The following is a 24,995-nucleotide window of genomic DNA, read 5'->3' as shown; positions in this document are numbered from 1 at the left end:
TACCAAAAAAACCAGGTGTTCTTATGAACAAACCTGGTTGAATATACAGTTTAACAAACAAGTGCGTACTTGCTTACTTGATTTGTGGTTTTACATTTTCATCAGCATCTTCCATCATGAAGGCCAACGATAAATTTCTTTGTAAAGCATAAATAGAGCAGTTGCCATTAAATAAATAAGCTACAGTTGAGCAAACAAAGAAGAAAGGGAAAAATTGAAATCCAAACACTTCCGCACCAACCATAATGGAAGCTAACCAAGTATTCGTTCCCGCTCCAAATACAGCCGCATAACCTAATGCCGCACCAAAAATAGCCGGTAAACCGAAGAATGGCGCAATGACTGCACCTAATGTTGCTCCGATCGTAAAGAGAGGCATAACCTCACCACCGATAAATCCGATCGATAAACATAAAGCTGTCAAAATGAATTTCAAGATGAAATCCCAAGCATATATTGTTTCACCATGGAATACCGCTTCAATTAAGCTTGCGCCCGATCCACTATAACGTCCATCCCATAATAACCACAATAATAGTCCTACACCAATTGCGCCTACTAGAATACGGACATAGTCATTTGGGAACACTTTTTCAAAGAAATGATGGGCAAAATGCATCGTCCGCGCAAATAGTGCGCCAACAAAACCAAAAATGATCCCCAATAATACGAGCTTCCAACCATAAGTGAATAATTCAAATTGCAAATCTAAGCCAAGAGTAAAAGACTCCGCATGTAAACCTAATAAAGCCGTTACTTTTGCGGCGGAAATTGATGCCATAACCACTGGTGCTAACGCTTTAAATTCAATCACACCACTGACGAAAATTTCCATCGCAAAGAAAATTGCCGTAAATGGCGTTCCAAACAATCCCGCAAATCCAGCAGCCATCCCTGTGAGCACAAAAATCGTTTTACGATTTTTTAATACTGGCAGTTTCCGCGTTAGCGTATTGGAGACTGTCGCACCAATTTGCATACCCACGCCTTCTTTTCCCACACTCGCACCAGCTAAATGAGATAACCAAGTTGCTAGTGCCATTAATGAAAGAGTGCGCTTTGGAATTGATGTTTCTTCACCACGTTCAATTTTAAACGCCAATGCCATGCCTTGTTTGGACTTTCCGCCAAAGTGATCAAATACATAAACGATCAATAAGCCAAAGATCGGTAAAGCCAAAAGCCATAATGTTCCACCATGACTGAGTCGAAGGTTGGTCACAATTTCGATCCCTTTTGCGAAAATAAATTCAAAGAAAGCAACAATGATACCGATGATTAAACCAATTCCCATATAGATGAGTGTTTCACCAAAAAATTGTGTTTTTGTGATATCGATATTTATGGCTTTCAAAATATTTTTTGATTTTTGATTCATTCCATCACCTTTTTCTTCACAAAGCCAGGGGCAATCCGCTTTTGGCCATAACCCTGCGAAAATTCAATCGTCAAAGCTGTTGGTGTGACATCTAATACAGTCCCTACACCAAATTTTGGATGTTCAACGAAGTCACCAGCTTTGATTTTGTCTTTTGTTTTCGTTGGTGCTATGCGGCGACTATTTAAAGTCTGCGCCCGGTTGTTATTTTTGCCACCATGAATCACACCGAGCGTTTTGCCTGATGCACTCGTTAAAACAAGATCATCTTTTTTAGGTGCTCTAACTTTACGTAGATCATCGCTTTGTAAAAGCGTTGATGAAGGCTCAGGTTTTCGCTCGATCCATTTTTCCGGAATTTCCACCACAAAACGCGAAGGTTTTGAGAACTCGCCCATTTGAAAAGAATAACCGCTGTTCCAGCTAATATAGAGCTTTTCTTGCGCACGTGTCATGGCCACATACATCAAGCGGCGCTCTTCTTCTAATGCCGATGATCCTCTTGTTTCAATTGATCGCAATGCGGGGAAAACTCCTTCATTGACACCAACAATAAAAACAACAGGTGCTTCTGTTCCTTTTGCGGCATGGACAGTCATTAAAGTTACACCATTCGCTTGGTTTTCTTTATTTGAATCACTTAATAACGAGATATTTTGTAAATACTCTTCGATCGTAAAATCTTGGGTATCGCTAATCGCTTCATGCAAATCGTTTTGGAGCTCTTTAATGTTATCCAAACGATCTTTTCCTTCTTGACCTAAGGCATTTAACATTAGACGATAACCGGTATCGTCTAAAATATCATCGATAATTTGATCGACTTCGCCTTGTTCAACATAATGGTTAAATTTTGTTTGTAGACTTTCGATCATCTCGACAAATTGAGTTGCTTTTTTTGCTTGTGCTTTCGTCAGCGAACTTGCATCTTTCAACACGGATAATACGTTGCAATCCCGCTCTTTAGCTAATAATTCCAAATCATGGATCATTTTATTGCCAATGCCGCGTTTGGGTTCATTAATAATTCGCTCTAAAGGAATATCTAAAGCGAGTTGTTTAGGATCTGTTGGATCAGGCTGCGTTAAAAGCTTGATATAAGCCAAAATATCTTTTACTTCTTTTCGCTCAAAAAAGCGGACACCGCCAATTAAACGATAAGGAATGCGATTCAAACGTAATACTTTTTCAAAAGAGCGTGACAAGTAGTTCGAGCGATAGAGAATCATATAGTCTTCCCATTTGCGCTTCGATTGTCCACGATCTTTGCGTAATGTTTCAATGACTTTCCAAGCTTCAGATTCTAAATCGTCTGCGGCAAAAAAATCAAGTAAAGTTGTACTTTCTTTATCACTAAATAGACTTTTCTCAATACGATTGCGATTATTTGCGATTAATGCGTTGCTCGCTTCAAGAATTGGCTGCAAAGAGCGGTAGTTCTGATCGAGAATGACTGTCTTGGTATTGGGGAAGTCTTTTTCAAAATTCATAATGATGTTAATCGAAGCCCCACGCCAAGAATAAATCGTCTGGTCCGGATCTCCGACTACCGTTAGTATTGCATCATCACGTGTGATAAGACGGATGATGTCATATTGAATGGGGTCAACGTCTTGAAACTCATCGACATGAATGTAGTCGAGGCGGTTTTGCCATTTCGTTCGTACTTGTTCATGTTCTGCTAAAAGTTTATGCGCCTGCAACAGCAAATCGTCAAAGTCCATCGCACGCATTTCATCTAAACGTCGTAAATATTCTTTTGCCGCAAAAACAACTTGCGAATCCATTTCTTGCTCGGGAATGTCGAGAATATCGTCTTTGTATTTTGGTAAGCGGCGCGCCGCTTCTTGCTTGCGAATATTGGAAATTTCCTCCATTGCTAAAGCGAGAGGATGATCTTTTAAGTTAATTTCATTTTCTTTATAAATTCTGCGCAACAATGATTTTTGATCATCGGTATCTAAAATTTCAAAATTGCGAGGAAAGCCTGCCGCTGAAGCATCTTCACGCAAAATGCGGACGCATAATGAGTGAATCGTTGAAATCCGTACTCTTGCAGCATCCATTTCGCCCATTTGTTTTGTCAGACGATTTTTCATTTCCCACGTCGCTTTATTGGTAAAGGTAATCGCCATAATTTTGCTTGGATAAACACCTAACTCGTTAATCAAGTATTCGATTCGTGCCATTAACACACGCGTTTTTCCACTTCCCGCACCCGCAACAATCCGTACATGTTGGTCAACACATGTCGCGGCTTCTTTTTGCGATTGATTCAAAGAATTTAATAATGGTTCCATCGGTTTATCCTTTCTTATTTTCAATATGAAAATCGTATTCAATATTCAATTTATTCACCTGTTTGGGCGAATATTTTTTGGCTCTTGTCATCTTAACACAAAGCAATTTTTTTGCGATGGAATTCCTTTTGAACATCCGTTACACACCAACCTTCATCCGCTTTCATTTAAAAAAACCACCCAAGACTCGTTGGGTGGTCAAAATCATTAAGCGTGGTAAAAGCCCGATTGTAAAATGCATTGGCGCAAATAGTCCATTTGCGCTAAGTCTTGTGCTAATGAATGAATGTACAGATAACGTTCATCTTCACGAATAATAGCATCGATATAATCAATACCCTCTTCAAAATATTCATCCATCCAAACGATCGTTTGATCATCTCGGACAATTGGTTCTCTTTCTAATAGCTCATCGACATTGGTCAAAATATCTGGTTGTAAAGAAGCTTGAATGAGCCAACTCCACTCCCCTTCATCTTGATAAGGCGCACTTAAGAACAGCGATTGACAAATTGGATCGTAGTTTCTTTGTGCACTTCCTAATGCAACAATTCGGGCATCTTCAAAAATATGATGCACATCTTTGTTGCGATAAGGAACGATTTCTTCGTCCATTGCGATCGCCCCTTTTAACTTGCTTTCGCGATGAAGAAGTTCACAAATTTCCTGATACGTATTTAAAGGTAAAGGTAAAAGCGGATTTAAACGATAAGCGGCTTCGATATCCTCCGCAATTGTCTCTGCGACTTTGGCGCTGACTTCATCCATATGCGAATACTTTCCATAATAATCTTTCGCAATTAAAGTCAGTGCACTATTTAAATAGAACTGGCCATCACGATCCCAATCATTCCAAACATAGAAACGATCCATTAAATGTTTAATATTTGTCGTTTGGAAATCCGTTAAATCCATCACGCCGGTTGCCGTATTAATTTTGCCTTGTTGTGCTTGTGGCAAGTAATACGTTTCATCGAACATATAGTTTTTTTCACTAAATCCTGGTCGATCTAAAATCAGTTTTCGAACATATTCGAGTTCTTCTTCATATTTGGTAATGAGGCGATCAAAGTCTTCATCTTTGTTGTACTCCGTATCATCAAAAAACTCGTATTCGCCTTCTACTTCTTCTTGTAAATCTTCAAAAAAGTCAACCACAAAAGCATGGAAGCCCGGTCCACCATGACGGGTATTCGCAGCTAAGATCAAATCTTTTTCGTCTTCTTGAGCGACGATTTTTCCTTGTGGGCAAACGAGAATTTCAACCGCATGACCACGATCTTCGATTTGGACGCCTTCTCTTTGCGACAATGCGCCTAATGTTTGATAAATCTCATCCATCTGATCCGGATTGCGATCTTTACATATTAATTGAACAAACATATTATCAACCCTTTCTGTTTTTATGAGAGTTTTATTTTCATCTGTATTCGATCCATCTAATAGAATAGCGCATTTCCTATTTTCTTTTCCAATTGTTTGAAAATCAAATGTTCTCTAGTAGAATCAAAACAGTTGTTTACACATGCTATAATTCATAGAATCAATAAACAACAAATAGAGGTGAAGTTATGAATCAAGTTGCATCCGATTGGAAAGATTATGAAGTACTCGATGCTGGGGGTAAAGAAAAGTTAGAACGTTGGAACGATATTATTTTGCGTCGTCCTGATCCCGTAGCACTTTGGCCAATTGATGATGAATCCAATTGGAAATTGGCACATGCGATTTATCATCGTTCAAATAAAGGTGGCGGACAATGGGAATTCAAAACGAAAATCAAAGACTATTGGACGATCTCCTATAAAGATTTGCGTTTTAAAATTTCGCCAACTGGATTTAAGCATACTGGATTATTCCCTGAACAAGCTGCAAACTGGGATTTCATTATGAATACAATTCAAAATGCTAAAAAAGAAAATCCAAATCGCCAAATTCGTATCTTAAATCTTTTTGCCTATACTGGTGGAGCGACAATGGCTGCTGCAAAAGCTGGAGCGGATGAAGTCGTGCATCTCGATGCGTCAAAAGGCATTAACGCTTGGGCAAAAGAAAACATGGAACTCAATCATCTTCAAAACAAAAAGATTCGCTTTTTAGTCGATGATGTGATGAAATTTTTGGCTCGTGAAAAACGCCGTGGCCGTACCTATGATGGCATTATTATGGACCCACCTTCTTATGGTCGTGGTCCGAATGGCGAAGTTTGGAAACTAGAAGATAATATTTATGACCTTCTCGTTGAAGCAAGTGAATTATTATCTGATCAATCTTTGTTTTTCTTAGTCAATTTATATACAACTGGTTTCCCATTGACTACTTTACGTCAAACATTAGAACGTACTGTTGCCCGTAAGCATAAAGGCTTTGTTGAAGTAGGAGAAACACTTTTACCGATCACTAAAGGCAATTCTTATTTACCTTGCGGATCCTTTGGCCGTTGGACAAGCTTTGATCCCCAACGCGACTAAACTGAATAATTGACAAAAGCCTCGATACAAGATCGAGGTTTTCTTTTTCTAAAAAAAATGGCTCTATGGAAAATCGTGTGGGATTATCTATAAATCAAGCTGATCGATAACGACTCATGTCAATTAATTTCAAGAAGAAATATTCGTCATCTCGAAAACCATAAGACATTCTTCGAACCGTTTTGATTCTATTATTGATCCCTTCTATTTTGCCATTAGACAAGTGTAGAATCGCATGACTAATCAATCCATTCCAGTGTTTGAGGATTAAGTTAGAGAACCATTGAAAATGTTCATTCTTTGTCGCATTGCAGATTTCTACAATATGCGTAAGATGATTTGCCATTGTATTTTCGTCACTTGTCGCATAGGCCTCTTTTAGTTCTTCTTTAATGAGATCTATGGCGAAAAACAGCTCGTTCTCTTTCAATAGTTGTTTATATTTCTTCATTAACCCGCCTTTGCGAATTTTGGGTTCTTTTCGAAATAGGACATGACCAGAATCAAGAAGAGTTCCTTGACTCGCTAGCGCATCCTTCCTTTCAAGTGTTTCTGGAGAGGATAGAAGAATATATCGGGTTTGTTTTAATGAACGAGCTTTCCCGACATTACCTTCTTCGATTAAGCGGCGCTGCTCGTCTTTTCTGACCATAGAAATGACCTTGTCATTAAAGTTTTTGATCAAATGAAAACGATCATACACAACCTGGATCCATGGACACTTTTCATGGAATGCCGAGTAGAAATAGGCATTCATATCACAGCTCACTGCTTTAACGTGACGCATCCAGTTGTATCCTACATGGTTGATAAAATCATATACAATCTGTTTTTTCTTTCCAAAAGCGATCCATAGAATGTGTCCTGTATCCAGATCGATAATGTGAGTGGCATATTGATGATGGTTATGAAGTTTAAATTCATCAATGCCTAGATAACGCGAATACTCGATAGGTTTCTTGAGTTTGCGATGAGATCCATCTTCTGTCGTGTAGAACTTTGAAAGACGATCTTTATCAATCGCTTTTACAGTATGCGGATCTACTCCACAGATCTGTGCGATCTTTTTAAGCGATAAATCATGTCGTTCAAGATGATAGGTGATCTGTTTATAAAGATCAGTGGTCATTCTGTGATTGGGGCATTCATAAGGGATCTGTTGCACATGGGTTTTATGGCATTTTGGACATTTGAATCGAGTAACCTTCACAAAAATTCTGCAAGTTGAATTTCCCTTGGATTCATGCTTGAGTACTCGAGTGATTTGACCATGAACATGCATAGTTGTTTTGCAACAAGGACAAACAGAATCTTCTGGAGTAATGAATTGTTCACCATAGATATGATAAAAAAGTTGTCCGGAATCGCTGACGATTAGATCAGTTGTTTGATTGATGAATCCAGTCAGTGATTCAGGATAAACAATAGCTCCAGGAATAGTTTGACTGATGGTCACAGAACAGTTAGTATGCATATGAGATCTCCTTAAGTTGTTTTGTGGTTATTACAATTTTAAAGAGATCTCTTTTCTTTTGTGAAAAAAGAGATTAATTTTTTTAATCCAAAAGACAAATCCCACACAGTTTTACTTAGAACCAAAAAAATCCTTATCGAAAGTCGGGGTCTTCGATAAGGATTTTAAGATTCGGGGTTAGTTTAAATTTTTAATCGATGACTATTCAGCAGGAACTGCAAAAGCACCAAATTCATCGTTGATGAATTTTTTGATTTCATCGGATTTCAATACTTCGACTAATGTTTTAATTGCTTCATCATCTTTTCTGTCTTCACGAACAGCGATAATGTTTTGGTAAGTTTTTGCCGCTTCAGAGTCAGCTGCTTCTGTTACTAAAAGGTCTTCAGTTACTTCAGAAGTTAAAGCATAGTTTCCGTTTAAAACACCGAAATCGATATCTGGAAGTTTAGAAGCAACTTGGTCAGCAGCAATTTCAACGATTTCTAAGTTCTTTGGATTTTCTTCGATATCATGGATTGTTGCAGTTGCGATATTTACATCATCTGCTAAAGTGATCCATCCTTGTGCTTCTAATAAGAATAATGCACGTGCTTCGTTCGTTGCATCGTTTGGAATTGCGATTTGCGCACCATCAGCGATTTCATCTACGCTTTCATGTTTTTGAGAATAAATGCCAAGTGGTTCGTAGTGAATTGCACCTGCAGAAACTAAGTAGCCATCTACACCTTCAGTGTAATTGCTGTCAGCATTGTAACTTTCTAAGTATGGGAAGTGTTGGAAATAGTTTGCATCTAAGGAACCATCAGAAGTAGATGGGTTGATGTTTGGGTAATCAGAGAATTCAACAACTTCTAATGTGTATCCTTTTTCAGCCAATAAATCTTTAGCTTTTTCAAGGATTACACCGTGTGGGCTTGTTGTTGCCCCAACAGTGATTGTTTTATCTGCTTTTGCAGAAGAATCTGCTGTACTAGAAGCAGTATTGTTGGAGCTAGAGCATCCAACAAGGCCGGCAGATAATACTGCAGCAGCCACCAATGTGTTCAATTTTTTCATTTTCGTTTTCCTCCAAAAGTGTTTCATTTTTATTTAATCCTCAAATGATATTCAGGATTAAAATCTAAATTCAGTTCGATCTTTTCGATCATCAACGTTCACATCTTAATGTGTCGTCTTTTTAACAAGCCAGTCACCAACCATTTGAATAATAGAAATAATGACGAGCAATAAGAATAAAACAACATAAGTAATGTCGTTCATACGTCTTTGCCATCCAAAGCGAATTGCCAAGTCACCCAGACCACCAGCACCAACTGTACCGACAATGGCGATTTGACCAATGACTGCGATTAACACAATTGTCATACCGCGAATCATGCCTGGGATATTTTGTTTTAAGTAAACGTGGCGAACAATTTGCCAAGGACTCATCCCCATGGAAATGCTCGCTTCGACAATTCCTTCTGGAATTTCTTCCATTGCCGATTCCATCTGTCTTGCGACAAATGGGACTGTTCCAACAATTAATGGAACAAAAGCCATCTTAATTCCAATCGTCGTATGGAAAATCCAACGGGTTGGATCCGAGAGCATCGGAATCAAGATCACAAATGGAATTGCTCTAAATAAGTTAATGAATTTGTCTAAGATGAAGAAGATTGTTTTATTTGGACAAATCCCCTCTGGTTTTGTGACAACGACAATAATGGCCAAAGGTAAGCCGATCAATAGTGATATCACACCCGTCACAAACAACATGATCAAGGTGTCAACAATGGCTTGTGGGAACAAGTTTGAATATTCAATGACGTTAGGGATCCAATTAGTCAATGTGTCCACGCTTAATCACCTCCACTCTAATTCCATCTTGTTTAAAGCAAGCGATGGAATTGCGAATATCATCATCAGACCCTTTTAATACGCAGATCAATGTTCCGATTGGGGATTCTTGAAGGATTTCGATATTTCCGTAAATAATCGAGCAGTCGACATTAAATTTACGAGAAATCTCAGAAATCATCGGGTGCGATGTATTCGTTTGGTCATATTGAAGACGAACAAGTTGTTCGTTTTCTTTCAGTTGCGTAATTGGATGTTGTTGTTCAATTAACTCATCAATTTTGTTGGCATTACTTGCGGTAGAAATAAATTCTTTTGTCATCTTTTCTTGTGGATGAGAGAAAATATCAACGATGTCCCCTTCTTCCACCACGCGACCTGCATCCATAATGGCGACGCGATCACAAATTTCTTTCACGACAAACATTTCGTGAGTAATCATGACAACCGTGATTCCTCTTTCTTTATTGATTCGTTTGATCAACTTTAAGATTGTTTGCGTTGTTTGTGGGTCAAGTGCTGAAGTTGCTTCATCACACAACAATACTTTTGGATCGTTCACTAACGCTCGAGCAATCGATACGCGTTGTTTTTGTCCACCAGATAACTGACTTGGATAAGAATCTTTTCGTTCGACTAAATCAATCAGTTCTAATAAATTCATGACTTTCGCATCGATTTCATCTTTTGGTGTTTTTTCCATTCGTAAAGAAAGTGCGATGTTCTCATAAATCGTTAATGCGGGAAGTAAGTTGAAGTGTTGGAAAATCATTCCAATTTTCTTGCGTGATTTTCTCAGTTCTACTGGACTTGCTTGTGTAAGATCTTGACCATCGAAAATAACTTTTCCTTCATCTGGTCTTTCTAATAAATTCATGCAACGGACAAGTGTGGATTTTCCTGCTCCAGAAAATCCGATGATGCCATAAATCATTCCTTCTTTGACATGGATTGAAACATCTTTTACAGCTTGGACATCTCCGTCTTTCGTTTTAAATGTTTTGGTTACATGCTCTAACTGAATCAAAGCATTTGCCTCCTTGCTCAATAAAATAAAAAAAAGCTCTCATCACTTAGGACGAAAGCTATAAACTCCGTGTTACCACCTAAATTTACAGTGTTGTCACCAACAACTGCCTCATCAAGTACATTCATACTCTAACGCTGTAACGGGCGTTCCCGTCATGTCTAACTATCGATCATGCAGCTCCAAGACCATGTTCGCCAACCTTTTGTCGTTTCTTCACACCAACCAGAAACTCTCTTTGCACATTGGATTGGGTACTCTTCTTTTCATCACCAATTTGTGGTTCTACTTTATCATTTCATTTCTAAACATCAAGTCCTTTTTTGAAAATAAAACATTTTTCTTTCAGAAAATTTAGAAAAGCGTACAAAAAAACGCACATTTTTCAGTTCATGTGCGATTTAGTGGTCAAATCATTCTGATTTAGTAGAAAAAACTATGCGTTTCAGATTGGTGTTTATCCCATTTTTCCGATTTAATCTTATTTTTGGCCGTGGAAAATGATCAATATCACGCTATTTTCGATTCAAAACAACAAATATTTATTCTTTTTCGTTTTCCAAAATGAAAAATTTAGACTCAAAAATTGCCGTTTAGTTATAAATATGGAATTTTACTGCCGAGCAATTTTTGGAATGTAAACAATTCGCCTGCATAATTGAATCACATACAAGTTCGCTAAATTTCAATGAGGATTCGACATCTTTACATAACAAGTCTTGTTTATCGATCGCTAAAGAAGAATATTCACTACGGAGCGATTTGAGTTCATGATAATAATCTTGAATATATTGAATCGCCGTATCATATTGTCCAGTCAATGTATAATGGAGAGCGCGCATCATTTTTGCACGCAAGTTTCTTGCTGCACTACAAAGGTAAAATAACTTCATTTTTTCTGGACTATTCGGCATTTCACAGACTTCCTTCCTCTTTTTCGTAGGTCGAAAAACGGTATTGATTACTCTTTTTCTTATTTTCGTTACAAGTTTAGCAAGTCACAAAAAGTCTTCAAAGTTAAATACACGAAAAATTGATAGAAAATTAATACTAAATAAAGATGCTTAATTTTGCATAAAGATCACATAAATACGCACTCAAATCCTGCAAAATTGCTAAAATTTTCACAGTTTCCACTTGTTTTTTATCGATCAAATTCAAACCGATCCATCCACCTTAAAACTTCTTCTTTTGTTCGAATCTATTTCATTTCCTGATTTTACAAGGATTTTAAGCGTATTTTGAATTTCCTTCCTTTATTTGCGTTAGAATAAGAAATAGCGAATTTACTTATATTTCAAAATCGATAATAGACTCTTTTGATTTTGATTCATGAATAGAGGGAGTTTTTCATGAAATTCAACTTCTCACGTTTTTTCAAAAAAGATGCAAAAGGCCAAGCTCTTCCCCAAAAAGATCTTGTGATTACAATCCATGGCTTTGGATTTAAAACGATGCATGAATTTGATCCACTTGCTGAATATTTAGAAAAAGAAGGATTTGAGGTCTGGCAATTTTCTTACTTTAATCCAAATGATCCTGATGATACCGATATTTCCCAATGGATGCGCCGTTGTGAAACAAGAATTCAACAAGCAATTGCACAACGCCGAACCATTCACCTTGTCGGCTTTTCAATGGGTGGTATTATCGCTAGCCATCTAGCCAGTATTTATTCCATTGAAGATTTATTACTGGCTGCTCCAGCATTTTATCCATTTGATTTTAACCAAGTGTCTCGAGTTGCCAAAAATAAAATCATGCCCAAAAGCGACAATGCCGCTCCATCAATGAGTGGTGAACATACCAAAGGTTTTGTCAGTGTGGTTCAAAACTTTCGTAACGATATACTGAAAGTCAAATGTCCAATCTTCATTCTTCATGGAACTGGTGACGAAGTCGTTCAATATAAATCCTCACGCAAAATATTCAATCAAATTCCAAACAAAGAAAAAGCCTTAGTCTTCTTACATCATGCTAAGCATCGTTTCTTGTATGATGGTCCTTATCAAAGTCTTGCTTTTTCTCTTATTCGTGACTATTTCCGTCATGAAATCAAGCCACAAATTTATCAAGATGATGACATCGATAATGAGGATGATCATTAATTCGATCGTCATTTTCATTCTCAATCCATCAAAAAAGCCAAACCGAAGGAAATCTCCTTTTGTTTGGCTTTTTCTATTGAATCAACATTAGCGTTTTTCTTGGATCATCGAAATTTTTAAATCGAGTAATTTTTCCGTTAAATCCACGTAGTACTCTTGTGGGTTAGTAAAACGTTTAATTTCATCCCAAAGTGTTTCTAATTCACGAGCACAGTAGTCACGAACCCCCACTAAGGATGGCATGTTGTAAACCAATTTTCCTTTTTCGAAAATTGGGACTAAAAGTTCACGTATTTCAAATGTTCCTGCTTCAAGTGTTTTAGATTTCCATTTACTCATTGGATGGTAAATCGTCAAATCCTGATCTTCACGAATTTCTTCTTCACTTAATGCGATTAAATCCGCAATTGCTTTGCCATCTTCATTATTATAAATTCGATACAGTCTTTTATCGCCTGGATTGGTGATCTTTTCTTCATTTTCCGAAATTTTAATTTTCGGAACCATAACACCGTTTTCTTCTAAAGCTGCCAGTTTATATACACCGCCAAAAACAGGGGCATTTTTAGAAACGATCATATTTTCTCCGACACCATAAGAATCGATTTTAGCGCCCTGGCGGTCAACTAAAGATTCGATTAAGTATTCGTCTAAAGAGTTCGATACAACAATGGAGCAATCTTGCATCCCTTCTTGATCTAAACGATGACGAATTTTTTTCGATAAGTAGGCCATATCACCCGAGTCAATACGAACCCCTTTTAAGCGATACCCATTTGGTTCGAGATATTCTTTAGCCACACGAATCGCATTTTCTAATCCGGATTTCAATGTGTTGTATGTATCAATTAAGACAGTACAAGAATTTGGATATGTTTTTGCATATTCTAAGAACGCCTCATATTCTGTTGGGAAACTTTGAACAAATGAATGCGCCATTGTTCCTAATACGGGAATAGATGACTGCATCCCTGCTTCCGTTGTTGCAGTTCCTGCTACACCTGCAATATAAGCAGCTCGTGCCCCTTGAATAGCAGAGTCAAAGTTATGCGCACGACGTGCACCAAATTCCATGACTGCTTTTCCTTTTGCGGCTTGCACAATTCGTCTCGCTTTTGTCGCAATTAAAGTTTGGTGGTTGATCGCAAGTAATAATGCTGTTTCAACTAATTGGGCCTCGATCAAAGGTGCTCTGACTTTAATCAATGGTTCATAAGGGAAAACGGGTGTTCCTTCTGGAATTGCCCAAATATCTCCAGTGAAACGGACATTCGATAAATATTCAAGGAATTCATCTGTAAATCGATTTAAACTTCTTAAATATTCGATTTGTTCGTGAGTAAACGATAAATCTTGAATATATTCAACAACCTGATTTAATCCCGCAAAAATCGCAAATCCGCCATTATCGGGGTTTCGACGATAAAACAAGTCGAATACAACTTCCTCTTCTTTGTGATCATTGAAATAGACCTGGCTCATCGTCAGTTCATAAAAATCCATGACCAAAGATAAATTTCTTCCATCTTTCATGTTTTTTATCCCTTCATCAAGCAGAATTACACATCTGCTTTCTCAAAAAATTTGAATATTTTTATTATTATAATCATTCAAGTTCATGAAACGCTTAAAACCATAAAATTCTAGGTACTTTTCTATAAAAAAGTTCTCTAACAAAAATGATACCGCTATTTTTATCGTTCTTGATCATCCTATAACCTGTACAAAAGATGATTTTCATTTCATACATCGCATTTGTTTAAACCTCAAAAAAAGCCACACGAATCATATCGTATGGCTTACATAGATTTACAAAATTGTAGATTGAACATTTAAGTTATGAGATCAATAGGGATTAATCGTCTAAGATTTCTCCTGTTTCCAGATCGATATTATCGAAATCTTCTTCAATCGCATCATTTAATGCTAATTCTTCTTGATTTTGAATATCGTCGTGATCAATATCATCACTCAAATTCGAGCTACGAATTAATGCTTGAACTTTTTGTTCGATTTCACTACGTAAAGCTTCGTTATTTTTCAAATATTCTTTAGATGCTTCTTTACCTTGACCAATCTTATCTCCTTGATAAGAATACCAGGATCCAGATTTCTTGATGACATCATAATCTACAGCTAAATCGATCAATTCAGAAAGAGCAGACAATCCTTGTCCATAAGTGATTTCCAAAGTACATTTGCGGAATGGGGCTGCAACTTTATTCTTCACGATTTTAACGTTTACTTTGTTTCCGACAATTTCTGTTCCATTTTTAATCACTTCAGATTTACGGATTTCGATACGTACAGAAGAATAGAATTTTAATGCATAGCCACCTGGTGTAGTTTCTGGGTTTCCATACATCACACCGACTTTCAAACGTAATTGGTTGATGAAAATCGCTGTACAATCGTTTTGATTCATCATCCCGGAAAGTTTACGCATCGCTTTAGACATCATACGTGCCTGTGCCCCGACTTGCATTTCGCCCATTTCGCCATCCAATTCAGCTTGTGGAACTAATGCGGCAACGGAGTCAACAACAACTAAATCCACTGCACCACTTTCAATTAACATCAACATGATGTTTAATGCCTGTTCTCCAGAATCTGGCTGGGACAAAATTAATTCATCGATATTTACTCCTAAGTGTTTCGCATATACTGGATCAATTGCGTTTTCTGCGTCAATAAATGCAGCACGGCCACCACGTTTTTGAACTTCTGCAATTGCATGTAATGCTAATGTTGTTTTACCAGAAGATTCAGGTCCATAAATCTCGATAATTCTTCCTTTAGGATATCCACCAATCCCGAGTGCTTTATCTAAAAGTAAGGAGCCAGATGGGATCGGTTCAACATCAACTGCTGCACGATCCCCAAGTTTCATGATTGACCCTTTACCATATTCTTTTTCAATATCTTTAATAACGCCTGCTAAAAGCTCGTCTTTAGATTTTACTTTCTCAACTTTCTTTGTTGCCATATTGATTACCCCCTAATTACTGCTTGTCTTTACGATAAATGTATTTCTGACATTATTATTGTCACTTAAAAATAAATAAATATATTTTTTATTTTTTCGCATTTCATTTCTGATGCTTAATTATTGACCGAAAGCAAACCTTTTGTCTATCTATTTTTTTACAAAATACGCATTTTCACATTTTAGATGTGCATATTTTGTGCATGAACTATTCACTATTTCGCATGTTCTAAATCGTGAATCAATTCTTGAATCATTTGATTTACGGCATAGCCGCGTAAATGATTGCGCTCAAGATCGACTTGATATTCAAAAAATTTTGTTTGTTCTTTTGTCGCGATGGCACAATAAAATAATCCTGCCGGCTTTCCTTCCATAGAGGATGGTCCGGCATTTCCGGTAAACGACACACTATAATCACTGTTTGTCAGCTTTCTTGTTTGGCTAGCCATCGCCATTGCGCATTCTTTTGAAACCACACCTTTTTGTTGGATTAAATCCAAGTCCACATGTGCTAATATCGTTTTCATTTCCGTAAAATAAGTCACAAATCCTCCCTTTAATACCCAAGAAGCGCCTGGTATTGAAGCGAGCGTTGCGCTAAATAATCCTGCAGTAAAACTCTCGCAGCTAGAAATGGTGACTTGTTTTTTCTTGGCAAGTTCAATGAGATTTTGTGCTTGATCAAAATCAATATTGTATTCAACTTCTTTATTCATCATCTGTTCTAATCTCTTTCTTCATTCTTTCACTCAAAGAAAAGCCATTCGAATTCGATGAAAAGATCGATATTCAAATGGCTTATTTACTTTCTTTATATTTTACATTGTTTCTAAAACGTAATCTTTAAGTTTATCGAAATAAACCCAACCGGAATATACACTGACGCAAGCTGCTGCCCAAAGTGCAATTTCACTAATTGGCAAATTCAAATAAACAAATGGCCAGTTATGAAGTAACAACATGATGATTGCGACCATCTGTAAAACAGTTTTAAGTTTTCCAGAAAAACCTGCAGAAACAACTTCACCCTGACTTGCTGCAGATAAACGCAATCCATCCACAATTAAGTCACGAGCAATCATAATTAATACAGGAATAATAGATGCTTCATGGTTAAAGCACAATAAAATCAACGTTGTATTGACTAACATTTTGTCGGCAATTGGATCCAAAAATTTTCCGAAAGAGGTAATCAGATTTCTTTTTCGTGCGATTTGGCCATCTAACATATCTGTCAAGGAAGCAACGGTAAAGAGAATTAAAACTAAAATGTTGCGTAATCCTAAGTTTGCTTCTTGCGATACGATTCCTGCATCTGCAGGAATACATAAATAAACAGCCCATAAAATAGGAACCATCACCATACGTAATACGGTGAGCTTATTTGGTAAATTCATTTTTTCATTTGTTCATCCCCCATTAATAACCCGCTTCAGGCAAAATCGGATTGCCATTTGCATCAATTGGATAATAATCCTGTCCATCAGTTGTTAAGCCATCTGATCCACCATAAATCGGTTCTTCATAAAGCGGCTCTTCGTATGTCGGATCTGTATATGCGGGGTCTTGATATGTTGGATCTACATAACTTGGATCTTCGTAGTATGAAGGGTCGTTTACCGGTTCTTCAACTGGTTCTTCATATTGTGACTCATATTCGCTAGTCGGTTGTTCTTGACTAACAGATTGTGATTCACCTTGTGTCGCAGGAATTCCATCATGAACCACTTCAAATTGAATCGTTAACATTCCAGTTGAATTGATGGTCAGACAGTTTTCCGGAATCATATATCCACCAATGCTCATCGCTGGTGTTTTCGTTGAACCAGAAATAGTGACTTGTAATACGCCGTCCCCTTCTGCTTTCAGATCATAAGAAATCAATTGATCAGAAGTTGCAGAATAAGCTGGATTATCATTCCAATAAATGGTGACGCTTTGTTGTCCATTTGGTGTAATTACAATTGGCACAGTTGTCGTTGTTGGCAAGAATCCGCTTAGACGATAACGACTATTTCCTAAAGCCGTTAATCCTAGCGCTCCTTGTTGGTTGTTTGCACTTTCTCCTCGTTTTCGATTTTGGAGATCTTCCGCTAAACGTTGGGTTGTTTCTTCTTGGTTTTTCAACTCTTGTTCTCTAGCCAAGCGTTCTGCTTCTAATGAAGCATTCGCACGACTGCGCGAGACATAACCAATAATCGCAAACAACGTAATCAAGCAAACTGCACTCACCAAAATCAAACGAGAAAGCTTGTTTTGATTTCCCCAACTCATGTAACGCGAAAGTTTGGATGCGCTACTTTTCATATTGGTCTGGTTGCGACGTTTTTTAGAAGCTCGTGATGCTTGTTTCGATGGTTTGGCCGATGGCATCGATTGAATCATCTTAACCTGAGCTTGTTGTAAAGCCTGATCGCGCGCTGATGCATAAGCCATCACATCTGCATCTACAGCGTCCTTAATATATTCCCAATTCACACCAATTGCATCGCAATAGCCATGAATGAAATAGCGAACATATGAAAAGTCATCGGAGAAAATATCAAGATTGTGTTCTTCGATGGCACGGATATATTCAGGTCGAAGTCTTGTTTGCGTAGAAATATCTTGGATCGATAAGTTCAAATCCAGTCGTCTTTGTTTGAGTATTTGATAATATTGCATAATTTACTTTTCCCTTGAAAAAGAATTATAACATTCAAACATCATAACAAAAAGGGTGCTCAAACCGTAAAAGTATCGTATATTTAACAAATATAGCTGGTTATCTTTGGTTTTCATCTTTCTTGTTTTTGAGATCATCCAAAATGATGTACTTTTTTTGATCTTTGTATATATAAACATTTTCTTTTTTTTTTCTGTAACCAAATCGAACGTTTTAGAAAAAAGCGCACAAAATCCCTGACGTTTTTGAAAAAATAAAATAGTAAAATTCTAGAAGGCTACTTGTGCCAGTTGTTCTGGCATGAGAGTTATTCCAAAATTTTCAAGCTTCTTTAAAGTTGATACTAACTTATTTTTGTGATTTTTCTTTTCAAAGTAATCTGAGCCTAAATCTTCATATCTCTCATTCTTTTTGAGTAGTTGCCAAATGATTTGTAATATTGCGTGTGCAACTGCAACAATAGCTCTTTTCCTTCCTCTATGTGAGGCAATCCGTTTATACATTTCTCCAAAGTAAGAATCTTTTTTCAACACAGCTGAGTGAGCACAGACAACTAAAGTACTTCTTAAGAGTTTATTTCCCTTGTTTGTTCTTCCATTCTTTCGTTTCCCAGCGCTTTCATGATTTCCAGGACATAGTCCACCCCATGAACACAAAGCTCCGCTTGTTGGAAAGCGCGACATATCTGTTCCAATGATTGAAACGATCGTTTGTGCACTCGTATCTGAAATACCAGGGATGTCTTTGATTAATTCAACTGCGTTTTCTTCTTCTTCGTTTAGATGATTTGAAATGTCGTCATTCAGTTCTTTGATGTGCGCTTCAAGTTCTGAAATATGAGTTCGAATCACTTTGATCATCTTTGCCTGAATTGGGCTGATACAACCTTGCATATCTTTGATCAATTGTTTTTTAGGTGCTTTTAATCGTTTGGAAATCAACTTTTCTGCAAGAAGTCGTTCATAAGCTTCGTCGTCAAAAATTTCGCCAGAAACAATATAGTCAAGAAGAGCTTTTCCACTCTTACCATTAATATCGGATATTGTCCCAGATAGTTTGATATTCGCTCCTTCTAACATTTTCTGAAGTCGATTCTTTTCAGCACCTAAATCAACGATCAATGATTTTCTGTATCTACATAGTTCGCGAAGTTCTCTTTGACGTCTATTTGGAATAAAACTCGGTTTAAGAAGTCCATTCATTAACAGATCAGAAATCCATTCAGCATCTTTTACATCTGTTTTTCGTCCAGGAACTTGTTTCATGTGTTGAGCATTGACAACCATTGGGTTTAAATCATAGCCTTCAAGAATATTAAAAACAGGCTTCCAATATGAAGCTGTACTTTCCATCGCTACAGCTTCGCATTGATTGGCTGTTAACCAATCCACAAGATCAAGAAGATCTTGAGTTGATGCACCAAAAGAACGAATTTCAGTAGATTGTTTCGTTCTCAAACAAGCAACCAAAATCTTTTTGTGAACATCGATACCACAACAAACCGCATATAGTCTTTCCATAATTACCTCCAAAAATAGAAAAGCGGCCGATCTTCTGCGAATTAATATTTTTTTCTACGTTCTCGAGCAGGGCGAATTATTCGTTCTGTTTCGAAACAGTCAGTGGTGCATACAGAAGATCTTCTATCAATTTTTTTTGCGAGATCAAATCTCAAAAAAGCAACGATCTCTTCCGCTAATTTCAGTATAGCAAGAGAAAAAAGACCGAGTGATCAAATTCACTCGGTTACATCAGGAGTGGTAGAGCCCGACTGTATGGTTATTTTTTATGTTTTGGCTTACATTTTTATATCAATGAATATTCATATTGCTAAATTGTATCTTCCACAAAACAAAAAGGGGCAACAAAGCTGATTTCATCGCCCCTTCAAAATCATATTTTTATTTTTGAATTAAATTTCATCTTCCAAATTCAATTCCATGATGTTCCATTTTTCACCGCCGTGTACAGATTTTGCGACACCACGATTTGTAAATCCTAATTTTTCATAGAAAGGAATGTATTGGTCTTTGCAGTTTAAAATAATGCCTTTTCGAGAATCATTAACGCAATCTTTGATTGCTTCTTTCATCAAAATTGAAGCATAGCCTCTTTGTCTGAATTGTGGATCTGTTTCAACGCCAAAAAGCATCTGCCAATCCCCACTTTCATCATGCAATGTCGCATCTGTATAGAAAGCATCTAACAATTCTATTTCGTTGCTGACCATTCCATTGACCATGCTGACTAGTTCGCCATCTCGCCAGAGCAACCAGAAATGGTTTGGATAAACTTCTAATCTTTGTTTTAAACTTTCTCGATCTGCTGCCTCAGCTGGACTAAAACAAAGAGATTCTAATTTCGCAATTTTCTCTAAATCACTCAATTTTGCATTTCTAATTTCAAGCATAGCTGTTTCCTCCTGGCGTCCTTGCCAATCCAATCCATTATAGCAAAACCGAATCAATATACATCAATTCCTCTCGGTTTGCTCATTTATCACAATGATTGTTTCATTTTTGATCTAAAGCTGCTTTTTCTTGGCTTCACATACGTAATGAAAAGCGTTTTGGCGCTGTTGTTCAATATCTTGTGGACTCAGTTTGCGAATCACTTTTCCGGGTACACCCACGACTAATGAACCCGCTTCAATTGTTTTATGTTCGGGAATTAGCGTTCCCGCACCGACTAAACAACCTTTTTGTAAATGGGCTCCATTTAATACAATTGCCCCCATTCCAATTAAACAATCGTCTTCAATCATTGCTCCATGGATAATTGCGCCATGACCAATCGTAACATGTTGGCCAATATGAATTGGATAATTCGCATCCGTATGCAGAATACATCCATCTTGAATATTTGTTGCATGGCCAATCGTAATTGGTTCGCTTTCTGTTCGAACTACCGCATTATGCCAAACGGATGTGTCCCTACCAAATCGAACATCCCCCTCAATCACTACGTTTTTTCCTTGATACATAGGTTTATTTGACCACTTATCGTTTTGATCTTGATCTGCCCAATTCATATTCATTCATCCTTTCTATCGATTATGTCTGGTTCAATTTTGATATTACGAAATTCTAGCAATTTACGCAGTCAATTTGCGCAATCGTTTTGAACTTGTCCTGCCCAATTCAAAATTCACACCTCAAACGTCCAGACAAAAATAAAAAGACAGATTGCACAAAGATGAGTGATCTGTCTTTTACATCGTTATATTTCTATTTTATCCAATATTTGTAGATTCCATAATTTCTTCAAGAGCGAACAGACAACGATCGTTCACGTGTTGGTCTTGTTCATACGAAGAATTGCTTTGTTCTTCACTTGTCGTATCTTCTTGATCACTTTCATTGATCATCGATTGTTGTGAATCTTCTAGAGAATCCGTAATTCCTTCAGTCTCTGAATATTCATCCGGCAATTCATTTTCGACATATGCATTATCGACGACTGTAATATTCACTAAGTGGTTGGAATATGAATCAATAATTGTTCCATATACCGTTCCATGTTTTGAAGGAAGAATATAGTAATACTCATTTTCTGAACCTTCAATCGAATAGTACAAGCCATTTTTTTGTAAACTGGATTGCGTTTCACTCTTCGTATAGGATCCAGCATCAATTGGCGAAGAAGTAAATGTGATCGTTAAATTGTCTTCCGTTTTAATTTCAAATAATAACTGATCTGTATCTTCTGAATAATCGTAGACATAATCCACATACTCTGGAAATTCAATGACCAAATCCGTTCCGGGAATATATAACAAGCGTTCGGATAAATCGGCAAACTCTGATGTTTCTTCACTGTATGAAGTCACCATTTCTTGCATAACGCGACTCGTTTGCATATGGCCAATAAAAATACTCATAACAGAAAGAGCAACGATCGCCATCATCACGACAATGACAATAATCACAATAACGACTGGAAATAATTTTTGATCTGCTTTTTGAACTTGTTGTGGTTTTGTTTCTTGAGGGATAGGGGGGATTAGTGATGAATTACATCTTAGACAATAGCGAATTCCCGATGGATTATCGTAATTACATTTTGGACATTTCATGTATTTTCCTCCCTTTGATTACATGATACCCAACACTTACGTTAGATTTTTGTAACAAATTCTTAATATTGAGTAAACATTCGTGAAAAAAGAGCGTTTTTTATTCAATCTGTCTGATTTCTCTCTATAAATTATCTGATCCGAGTCAATTCCTGGCATAATTCTTCTATTTTTTGAGCAGAATGCTGATCAATTTCACTTTTCAGTACAAAATGAAAGGAAATTGTTTAAGCTCGCTCACTTCCCCCCTGTTACGAATTCGATTTTTGTTAAAATACTTTTTAGAAGTGGATTGTTCACGATCCATTTCTTTTTCATTCGAGCAGGAGGAAATGATCATGAGTGGATTTTTTGGAGCTGCTTTAAAAGAAGATTGTGTCTTAGATTTGTTTTTCGGTACTGACTACCATTCACATTTAGGAACACGCCGTGCAGGTCTTTGTACACATGGTGAAAACGGTTTTTCCCGTTCTATTCACGATATTACTAACTCCCCATTCCGTACAAAATTCGATGGTGAATTAGACCAATTTTCCGGTAATTTAGGTATCGGCTGTATTTCTGACTACGAAGCACAACCTTTATTAGTTCGTAGCAAATTTGGTTCTTTTGCGATCACTACAGTTGGTCGTATTAACAACTTAAAAGAACTTGAACACCTTTGTTTCCAAAATGGAATGAACTATTTCTATGAAATGACAACAGGTGAAATTAATCCAACAGAAGTTGCTGCTGCGATTATTTGTTTAAAAGATTCCATTGTTGAAGGGATTGAATATTTACAGTCCTTGATTGATGGGTCGCTCTCTATTTTATTGTTAACTGAACACAGCGTTATTGCAGCACGAGACAAATATGGACGTACGCCTATTGTCGTTGGTGAAAAAATGGATGGATCTGGTTATTGTTGTGCATTCGAAAGCCATTCTTTTATCAACTTAGGTTATAAAAACTACAAGGAATTAGGTCCTTCCGAAATTGTTGAGCTGACTAGCGATGCGGTTACGGTTTTAAAACCGGCTACAGAAGAGATGAAAATCTGTTCTTTCCTTTGGGTTTACTATGGATACCCAACATCGACTTACGAAGGCGTTAACGTTGAATTGATGCGTAACAACTGCGGTAAGTTATTAGCACAACGCGATAACCTTTTAAAAGATCACGTAGATTGCGTTGCTGGGGTTCCAGATTCAGGTATCGCCCATGCGATTGGTTACGCAAATGAGACTCATTTACCTTATGCACGTCCATTTATTAAATACACACCAACTTGGCCTCGTTCATTCATGCCAACTAGCCAAAAACAGCGTAATCGTATTGCTTCAATGAAGCTGATCCCAGTTCATGAAATGATTGAAGATCGTCGCTTGTTATTAATCGATGACTCAATCGTTCGTGGTACACAGCTTGGTAAAACAACAAAATTCCTTTACGATTCTGGAGCTAAGGAAGTCCATGTTCGTCCTGCATGTCCACCTATTGTATACGGCTGCAAATATTTGAACTTCTCCCGCTCTTCATCTGAGTTAGATTTAATCACTCGTCGTGTCATTCAAGAATTAGAAGGTGGCGAACCTTCTGCAGAAGTATTGGCTGAATACACAAACCCAGATAGCGAACGCTATGCCAATATGCTTGAAGCAATTCGTCAACGTTCCAACTTTACAAGCCTGCGTTACCATCGTCTTGACGACTTGGTAAAATCAATCGGCTTGCCAAAATGCAAACTTTGCACATATTGTTTCGATGGTATTGAATAACATTCTCTATACCTTCAAAAGTCCCAAATATTTGGGACTTTTTTTAAAAACGCCCTTTTCTTGTAAGGGATTTCGAACATCTTGTTTTGATCTAAAAAGAAAAGAGTTTTATCTTCTTCATCAAAAGAGGTTAAAGATAAAATAGAAATCGATATAATCCTTATCAATGTTCAAGCAACAATTTTTGTTTACCCAATGAAAACTTTAGATTCTTGCTTGTTTATATTTTGTAGATAAATCGAAAAGACATTTTCAATTTCTTTTTTAATGATTTTTCAAAATAGAAAGTGAGATTTATTATGAACGTTCGCCATACAACCGCTCAAGACATTCCTGTCCTTTTAGACATCTTTGAACATGCCCGTCGCTTCATGAAAGAAACAGGAAATCCTCATCAATGGAACGATAATCGTCCAAATCAATCTTTGATCTACAATGACATTATTCTAGGCCAATCTTATATTGTTGAAGATCAAGGGGAAATTCTTGGTGTCTTCTCTTTGATTTTTGGTGATGATCCTACCTACGATTTAATTGAAAATGGTCATTGGCGCAATCATGAACCTTATGCGACGATTCATCGTATCGCCTCCACACACAAAAGACATGGCTTTTTTAAAGAGCTGATCCGCTTTTGTTTCCAACAATGCCAAAACGTAAGAATTGATACGCATCCTGATAATCAAATTATGCAAAAACTCATTTTACGTTATGGATTCACCTATTGCGGCATAATTTATACAGATGATGGTACGCAACGTTTAGCCTATCAAATCACTCCTGAAGATATGCAAGCGATGCAAAACGTCCGATCTCACACTGATTCGCAAAACTCTTCTTTTTCCAATCCTATCTTATAAAAAGAAAACACGATCGAGAACATGGCCCAATGGACCTTGTTATGCA

At 37.2% G+C, this 24,995-nt stretch carries 21 protein-coding genes and 1 other annotated feature; of the genes, 4 read left to right on the top strand and 17 right to left on the bottom strand.

What is annotated here, in order from left to right:
- Positions 1–73: 73 nt before the first annotated feature.
- The 3 genes from ALLST_RS09760 to ALLST_RS0101905 all read right to left on the bottom strand — a co-directional run bounded on the left by ALLST_RS09760 (position 74) and on the right by ALLST_RS0101905 (position 5,061).
- The gene (locus ALLST_RS09760; protein WP_019892313.1) at positions 74–1,378 is read right to left on the bottom strand and encodes a chloride channel protein; all 1,305 of its coding nucleotides are present in this window, start codon (positions 1,376–1,378) and stop codon (positions 74–76) included.
- Positions 1,375–3,678 carry an ATP-dependent helicase gene (locus ALLST_RS09755; RefSeq protein ID WP_019892311.1) on the bottom strand — a complete coding sequence of 768 codons (2,304 nt, stop codon included), beginning with the start codon at positions 3,676–3,678 and terminating at the stop codon, positions 1,375–1,377. Before ALLST_RS09755 ends, ALLST_RS09760 begins: the two co-directional genes overlap by 4 nt.
- Before the next feature lie 207 nt (positions 3,679–3,885).
- The gene (locus tag ALLST_RS0101905) at positions 3,886–5,061 is read right to left on the bottom strand and encodes a hypothetical protein (protein ID WP_019892307.1); all 1,176 of its coding nucleotides are present in this window, start codon (positions 5,059–5,061) and stop codon (positions 3,886–3,888) included.
- Positions 5,062–5,249: 188 nt separating this feature from the next.
- Between ALLST_RS0101905 and ALLST_RS0101900 the strand changes: the two genes are divergently transcribed.
- Entirely contained in the window at positions 5,250–6,149 is a 900-nt protein-coding gene (locus tag ALLST_RS0101900; RefSeq protein WP_019892305.1) for a class I SAM-dependent methyltransferase, read from the top strand.
- A gap of 94 nt (positions 6,150–6,243) precedes the next feature.
- Here ALLST_RS0101900 and ALLST_RS0101895 read toward each other — a convergent pair whose 3' ends face one another.
- The 5 genes from ALLST_RS0101895 to ALLST_RS0101875 form a co-directional block, all read right to left on the bottom strand.
- Entirely contained in the window at positions 6,244–7,623 is a 1,380-nt protein-coding gene (locus tag ALLST_RS0101895; protein ID WP_019892303.1) for an ISL3 family transposase, read from the bottom strand.
- Between the two features lie 201 nt (positions 7,624–7,824).
- On the bottom strand, positions 7,825–8,682 hold the full coding sequence (locus ALLST_RS0101890) for a MetQ/NlpA family ABC transporter substrate-binding protein (RefSeq protein ID WP_019892301.1): 858 nt from the start codon (positions 8,680–8,682) through the stop codon (positions 7,825–7,827).
- 105 nt (positions 8,683–8,787) lie between these two features.
- Positions 8,788–9,465, bottom strand: coding sequence for a methionine ABC transporter permease (locus tag ALLST_RS0101885; protein WP_019892299.1), 678 nt, complete (start codon positions 9,463–9,465; stop codon positions 8,788–8,790).
- Positions 9,449–10,492 (bottom strand): methionine ABC transporter ATP-binding protein, encoded by a 1,044-nt coding sequence (locus ALLST_RS0101880; protein ID WP_019892298.1) that lies wholly within the window; start codon positions 10,490–10,492, stop codon positions 9,449–9,451. The genes ALLST_RS0101885 and ALLST_RS0101880 overlap by 17 nt, the downstream gene beginning before the upstream one ends.
- 44 nt (positions 10,493–10,536) lie before the next feature.
- Positions 10,537–10,771, bottom strand: a binding site (T-box leader).
- A 314-nt stretch (positions 10,772–11,085) separates the two neighbouring features.
- Positions 11,086–11,406, bottom strand: a complete 321-nt coding sequence (locus ALLST_RS0101875; protein WP_019892297.1) for a hypothetical protein — start codon at positions 11,404–11,406, stop codon at positions 11,086–11,088.
- A 438-nt stretch (positions 11,407–11,844) separates the two neighbouring features.
- Here ALLST_RS0101875 and ALLST_RS09750 point away from each other — a divergent pair, with 438 nt between their 5' ends.
- The gene (locus tag ALLST_RS09750) at positions 11,845–12,600 is read left to right on the top strand and encodes an alpha/beta hydrolase (protein WP_019892295.1); all 756 of its coding nucleotides are present in this window, start codon (positions 11,845–11,847) and stop codon (positions 12,598–12,600) included.
- Positions 12,601–12,687: 87 nt separating this feature from the next.
- Here ALLST_RS09750 and ALLST_RS0101860 read toward each other — a convergent pair whose 3' ends face one another.
- The 9 genes from ALLST_RS0101860 to ALLST_RS0101820 all read right to left on the bottom strand — a co-directional run bounded on the left by ALLST_RS0101860 (position 12,688) and on the right by ALLST_RS0101820 (position 22,329).
- On the bottom strand, positions 12,688–14,133 hold the full coding sequence (locus tag ALLST_RS0101860) for a nicotinate phosphoribosyltransferase (RefSeq protein ID WP_019892294.1): 1,446 nt from the start codon (positions 14,131–14,133) through the stop codon (positions 12,688–12,690).
- Between the two features lie 322 nt (positions 14,134–14,455).
- Entirely contained in the window at positions 14,456–15,586 is a 1,131-nt protein-coding gene (gene recA, locus ALLST_RS0101855; protein ID WP_019892293.1) for a recombinase RecA, read from the bottom strand.
- Positions 15,587–15,801: 215 nt separating this feature from the next.
- Positions 15,802–16,308, bottom strand: coding sequence for a CinA family protein (locus tag ALLST_RS0101850; RefSeq protein ID WP_019892292.1), 507 nt, complete (start codon positions 16,306–16,308; stop codon positions 15,802–15,804).
- A 99-nt stretch (positions 16,309–16,407) separates the two neighbouring features.
- Positions 16,408–16,986, bottom strand: a complete 579-nt coding sequence (gene pgsA / locus ALLST_RS0101845; protein ID WP_019892291.1) for a CDP-diacylglycerol--glycerol-3-phosphate 3-phosphatidyltransferase — start codon at positions 16,984–16,986, stop codon at positions 16,408–16,410.
- Between the two features lie 22 nt (positions 16,987–17,008).
- Positions 17,009–18,253 carry a helix-turn-helix domain-containing protein gene (locus tag ALLST_RS0101840; RefSeq protein ID WP_019892290.1) on the bottom strand — a complete coding sequence of 415 codons (1,245 nt, stop codon included), beginning with the start codon at positions 18,251–18,253 and terminating at the stop codon, positions 17,009–17,011.
- Between the two features lie 270 nt (positions 18,254–18,523).
- Positions 18,524–19,774 (bottom strand): IS110 family RNA-guided transposase, encoded by a 1,251-nt coding sequence (locus ALLST_RS0101835; protein ID WP_019892209.1) that lies wholly within the window; start codon positions 19,772–19,774, stop codon positions 18,524–18,526.
- 392 nt (positions 19,775–20,166) lie between these two features.
- Entirely contained in the window at positions 20,167–20,664 is a 498-nt protein-coding gene (locus ALLST_RS0101830; protein WP_019892289.1) for a GNAT family N-acetyltransferase, read from the bottom strand.
- Between the two features lie 114 nt (positions 20,665–20,778).
- Complete coding sequence (locus tag ALLST_RS0101825) at positions 20,779–21,291, bottom strand: gamma carbonic anhydrase family protein (RefSeq protein WP_019892286.1); 513 nt, start codon at positions 21,289–21,291, stop codon at positions 20,779–20,781.
- Positions 21,292–21,486: 195 nt separating this feature from the next.
- Positions 21,487–22,329, bottom strand: coding sequence for a zinc ribbon domain-containing protein (locus tag ALLST_RS0101820; RefSeq protein WP_019892285.1), 843 nt, complete (start codon positions 22,327–22,329; stop codon positions 21,487–21,489).
- A 338-nt stretch (positions 22,330–22,667) separates the two neighbouring features.
- Between ALLST_RS0101820 and ALLST_RS0101815 the strand changes: the two genes are divergently transcribed.
- Positions 22,668–24,089 carry an amidophosphoribosyltransferase gene (locus ALLST_RS0101815; protein ID WP_019892284.1) on the top strand — a complete coding sequence of 474 codons (1,422 nt, stop codon included), beginning with the start codon at positions 22,668–22,670 and terminating at the stop codon, positions 24,087–24,089.
- Between the two features lie 299 nt (positions 24,090–24,388).
- Positions 24,389–24,949 (top strand): GNAT family N-acetyltransferase, encoded by a 561-nt coding sequence (locus ALLST_RS0101810; protein ID WP_019892283.1) that lies wholly within the window; start codon positions 24,389–24,391, stop codon positions 24,947–24,949.
- The last annotated feature ends 46 nt before the right edge of the window (positions 24,950–24,995 follow it).

The organism is Allobaculum stercoricanis DSM 13633, assembly GCF_000384195.1.
GTDB classification, from domain to species: Bacteria; Bacillota_I; Bacilli_A; order Erysipelotrichales; family Erysipelotrichaceae; genus Allobaculum; species Allobaculum stercoricanis.
The sequence above is the reverse complement of the archived record's forward strand: the minus strand, read 5'-3'. Positions and strand labels throughout refer to the sequence as shown.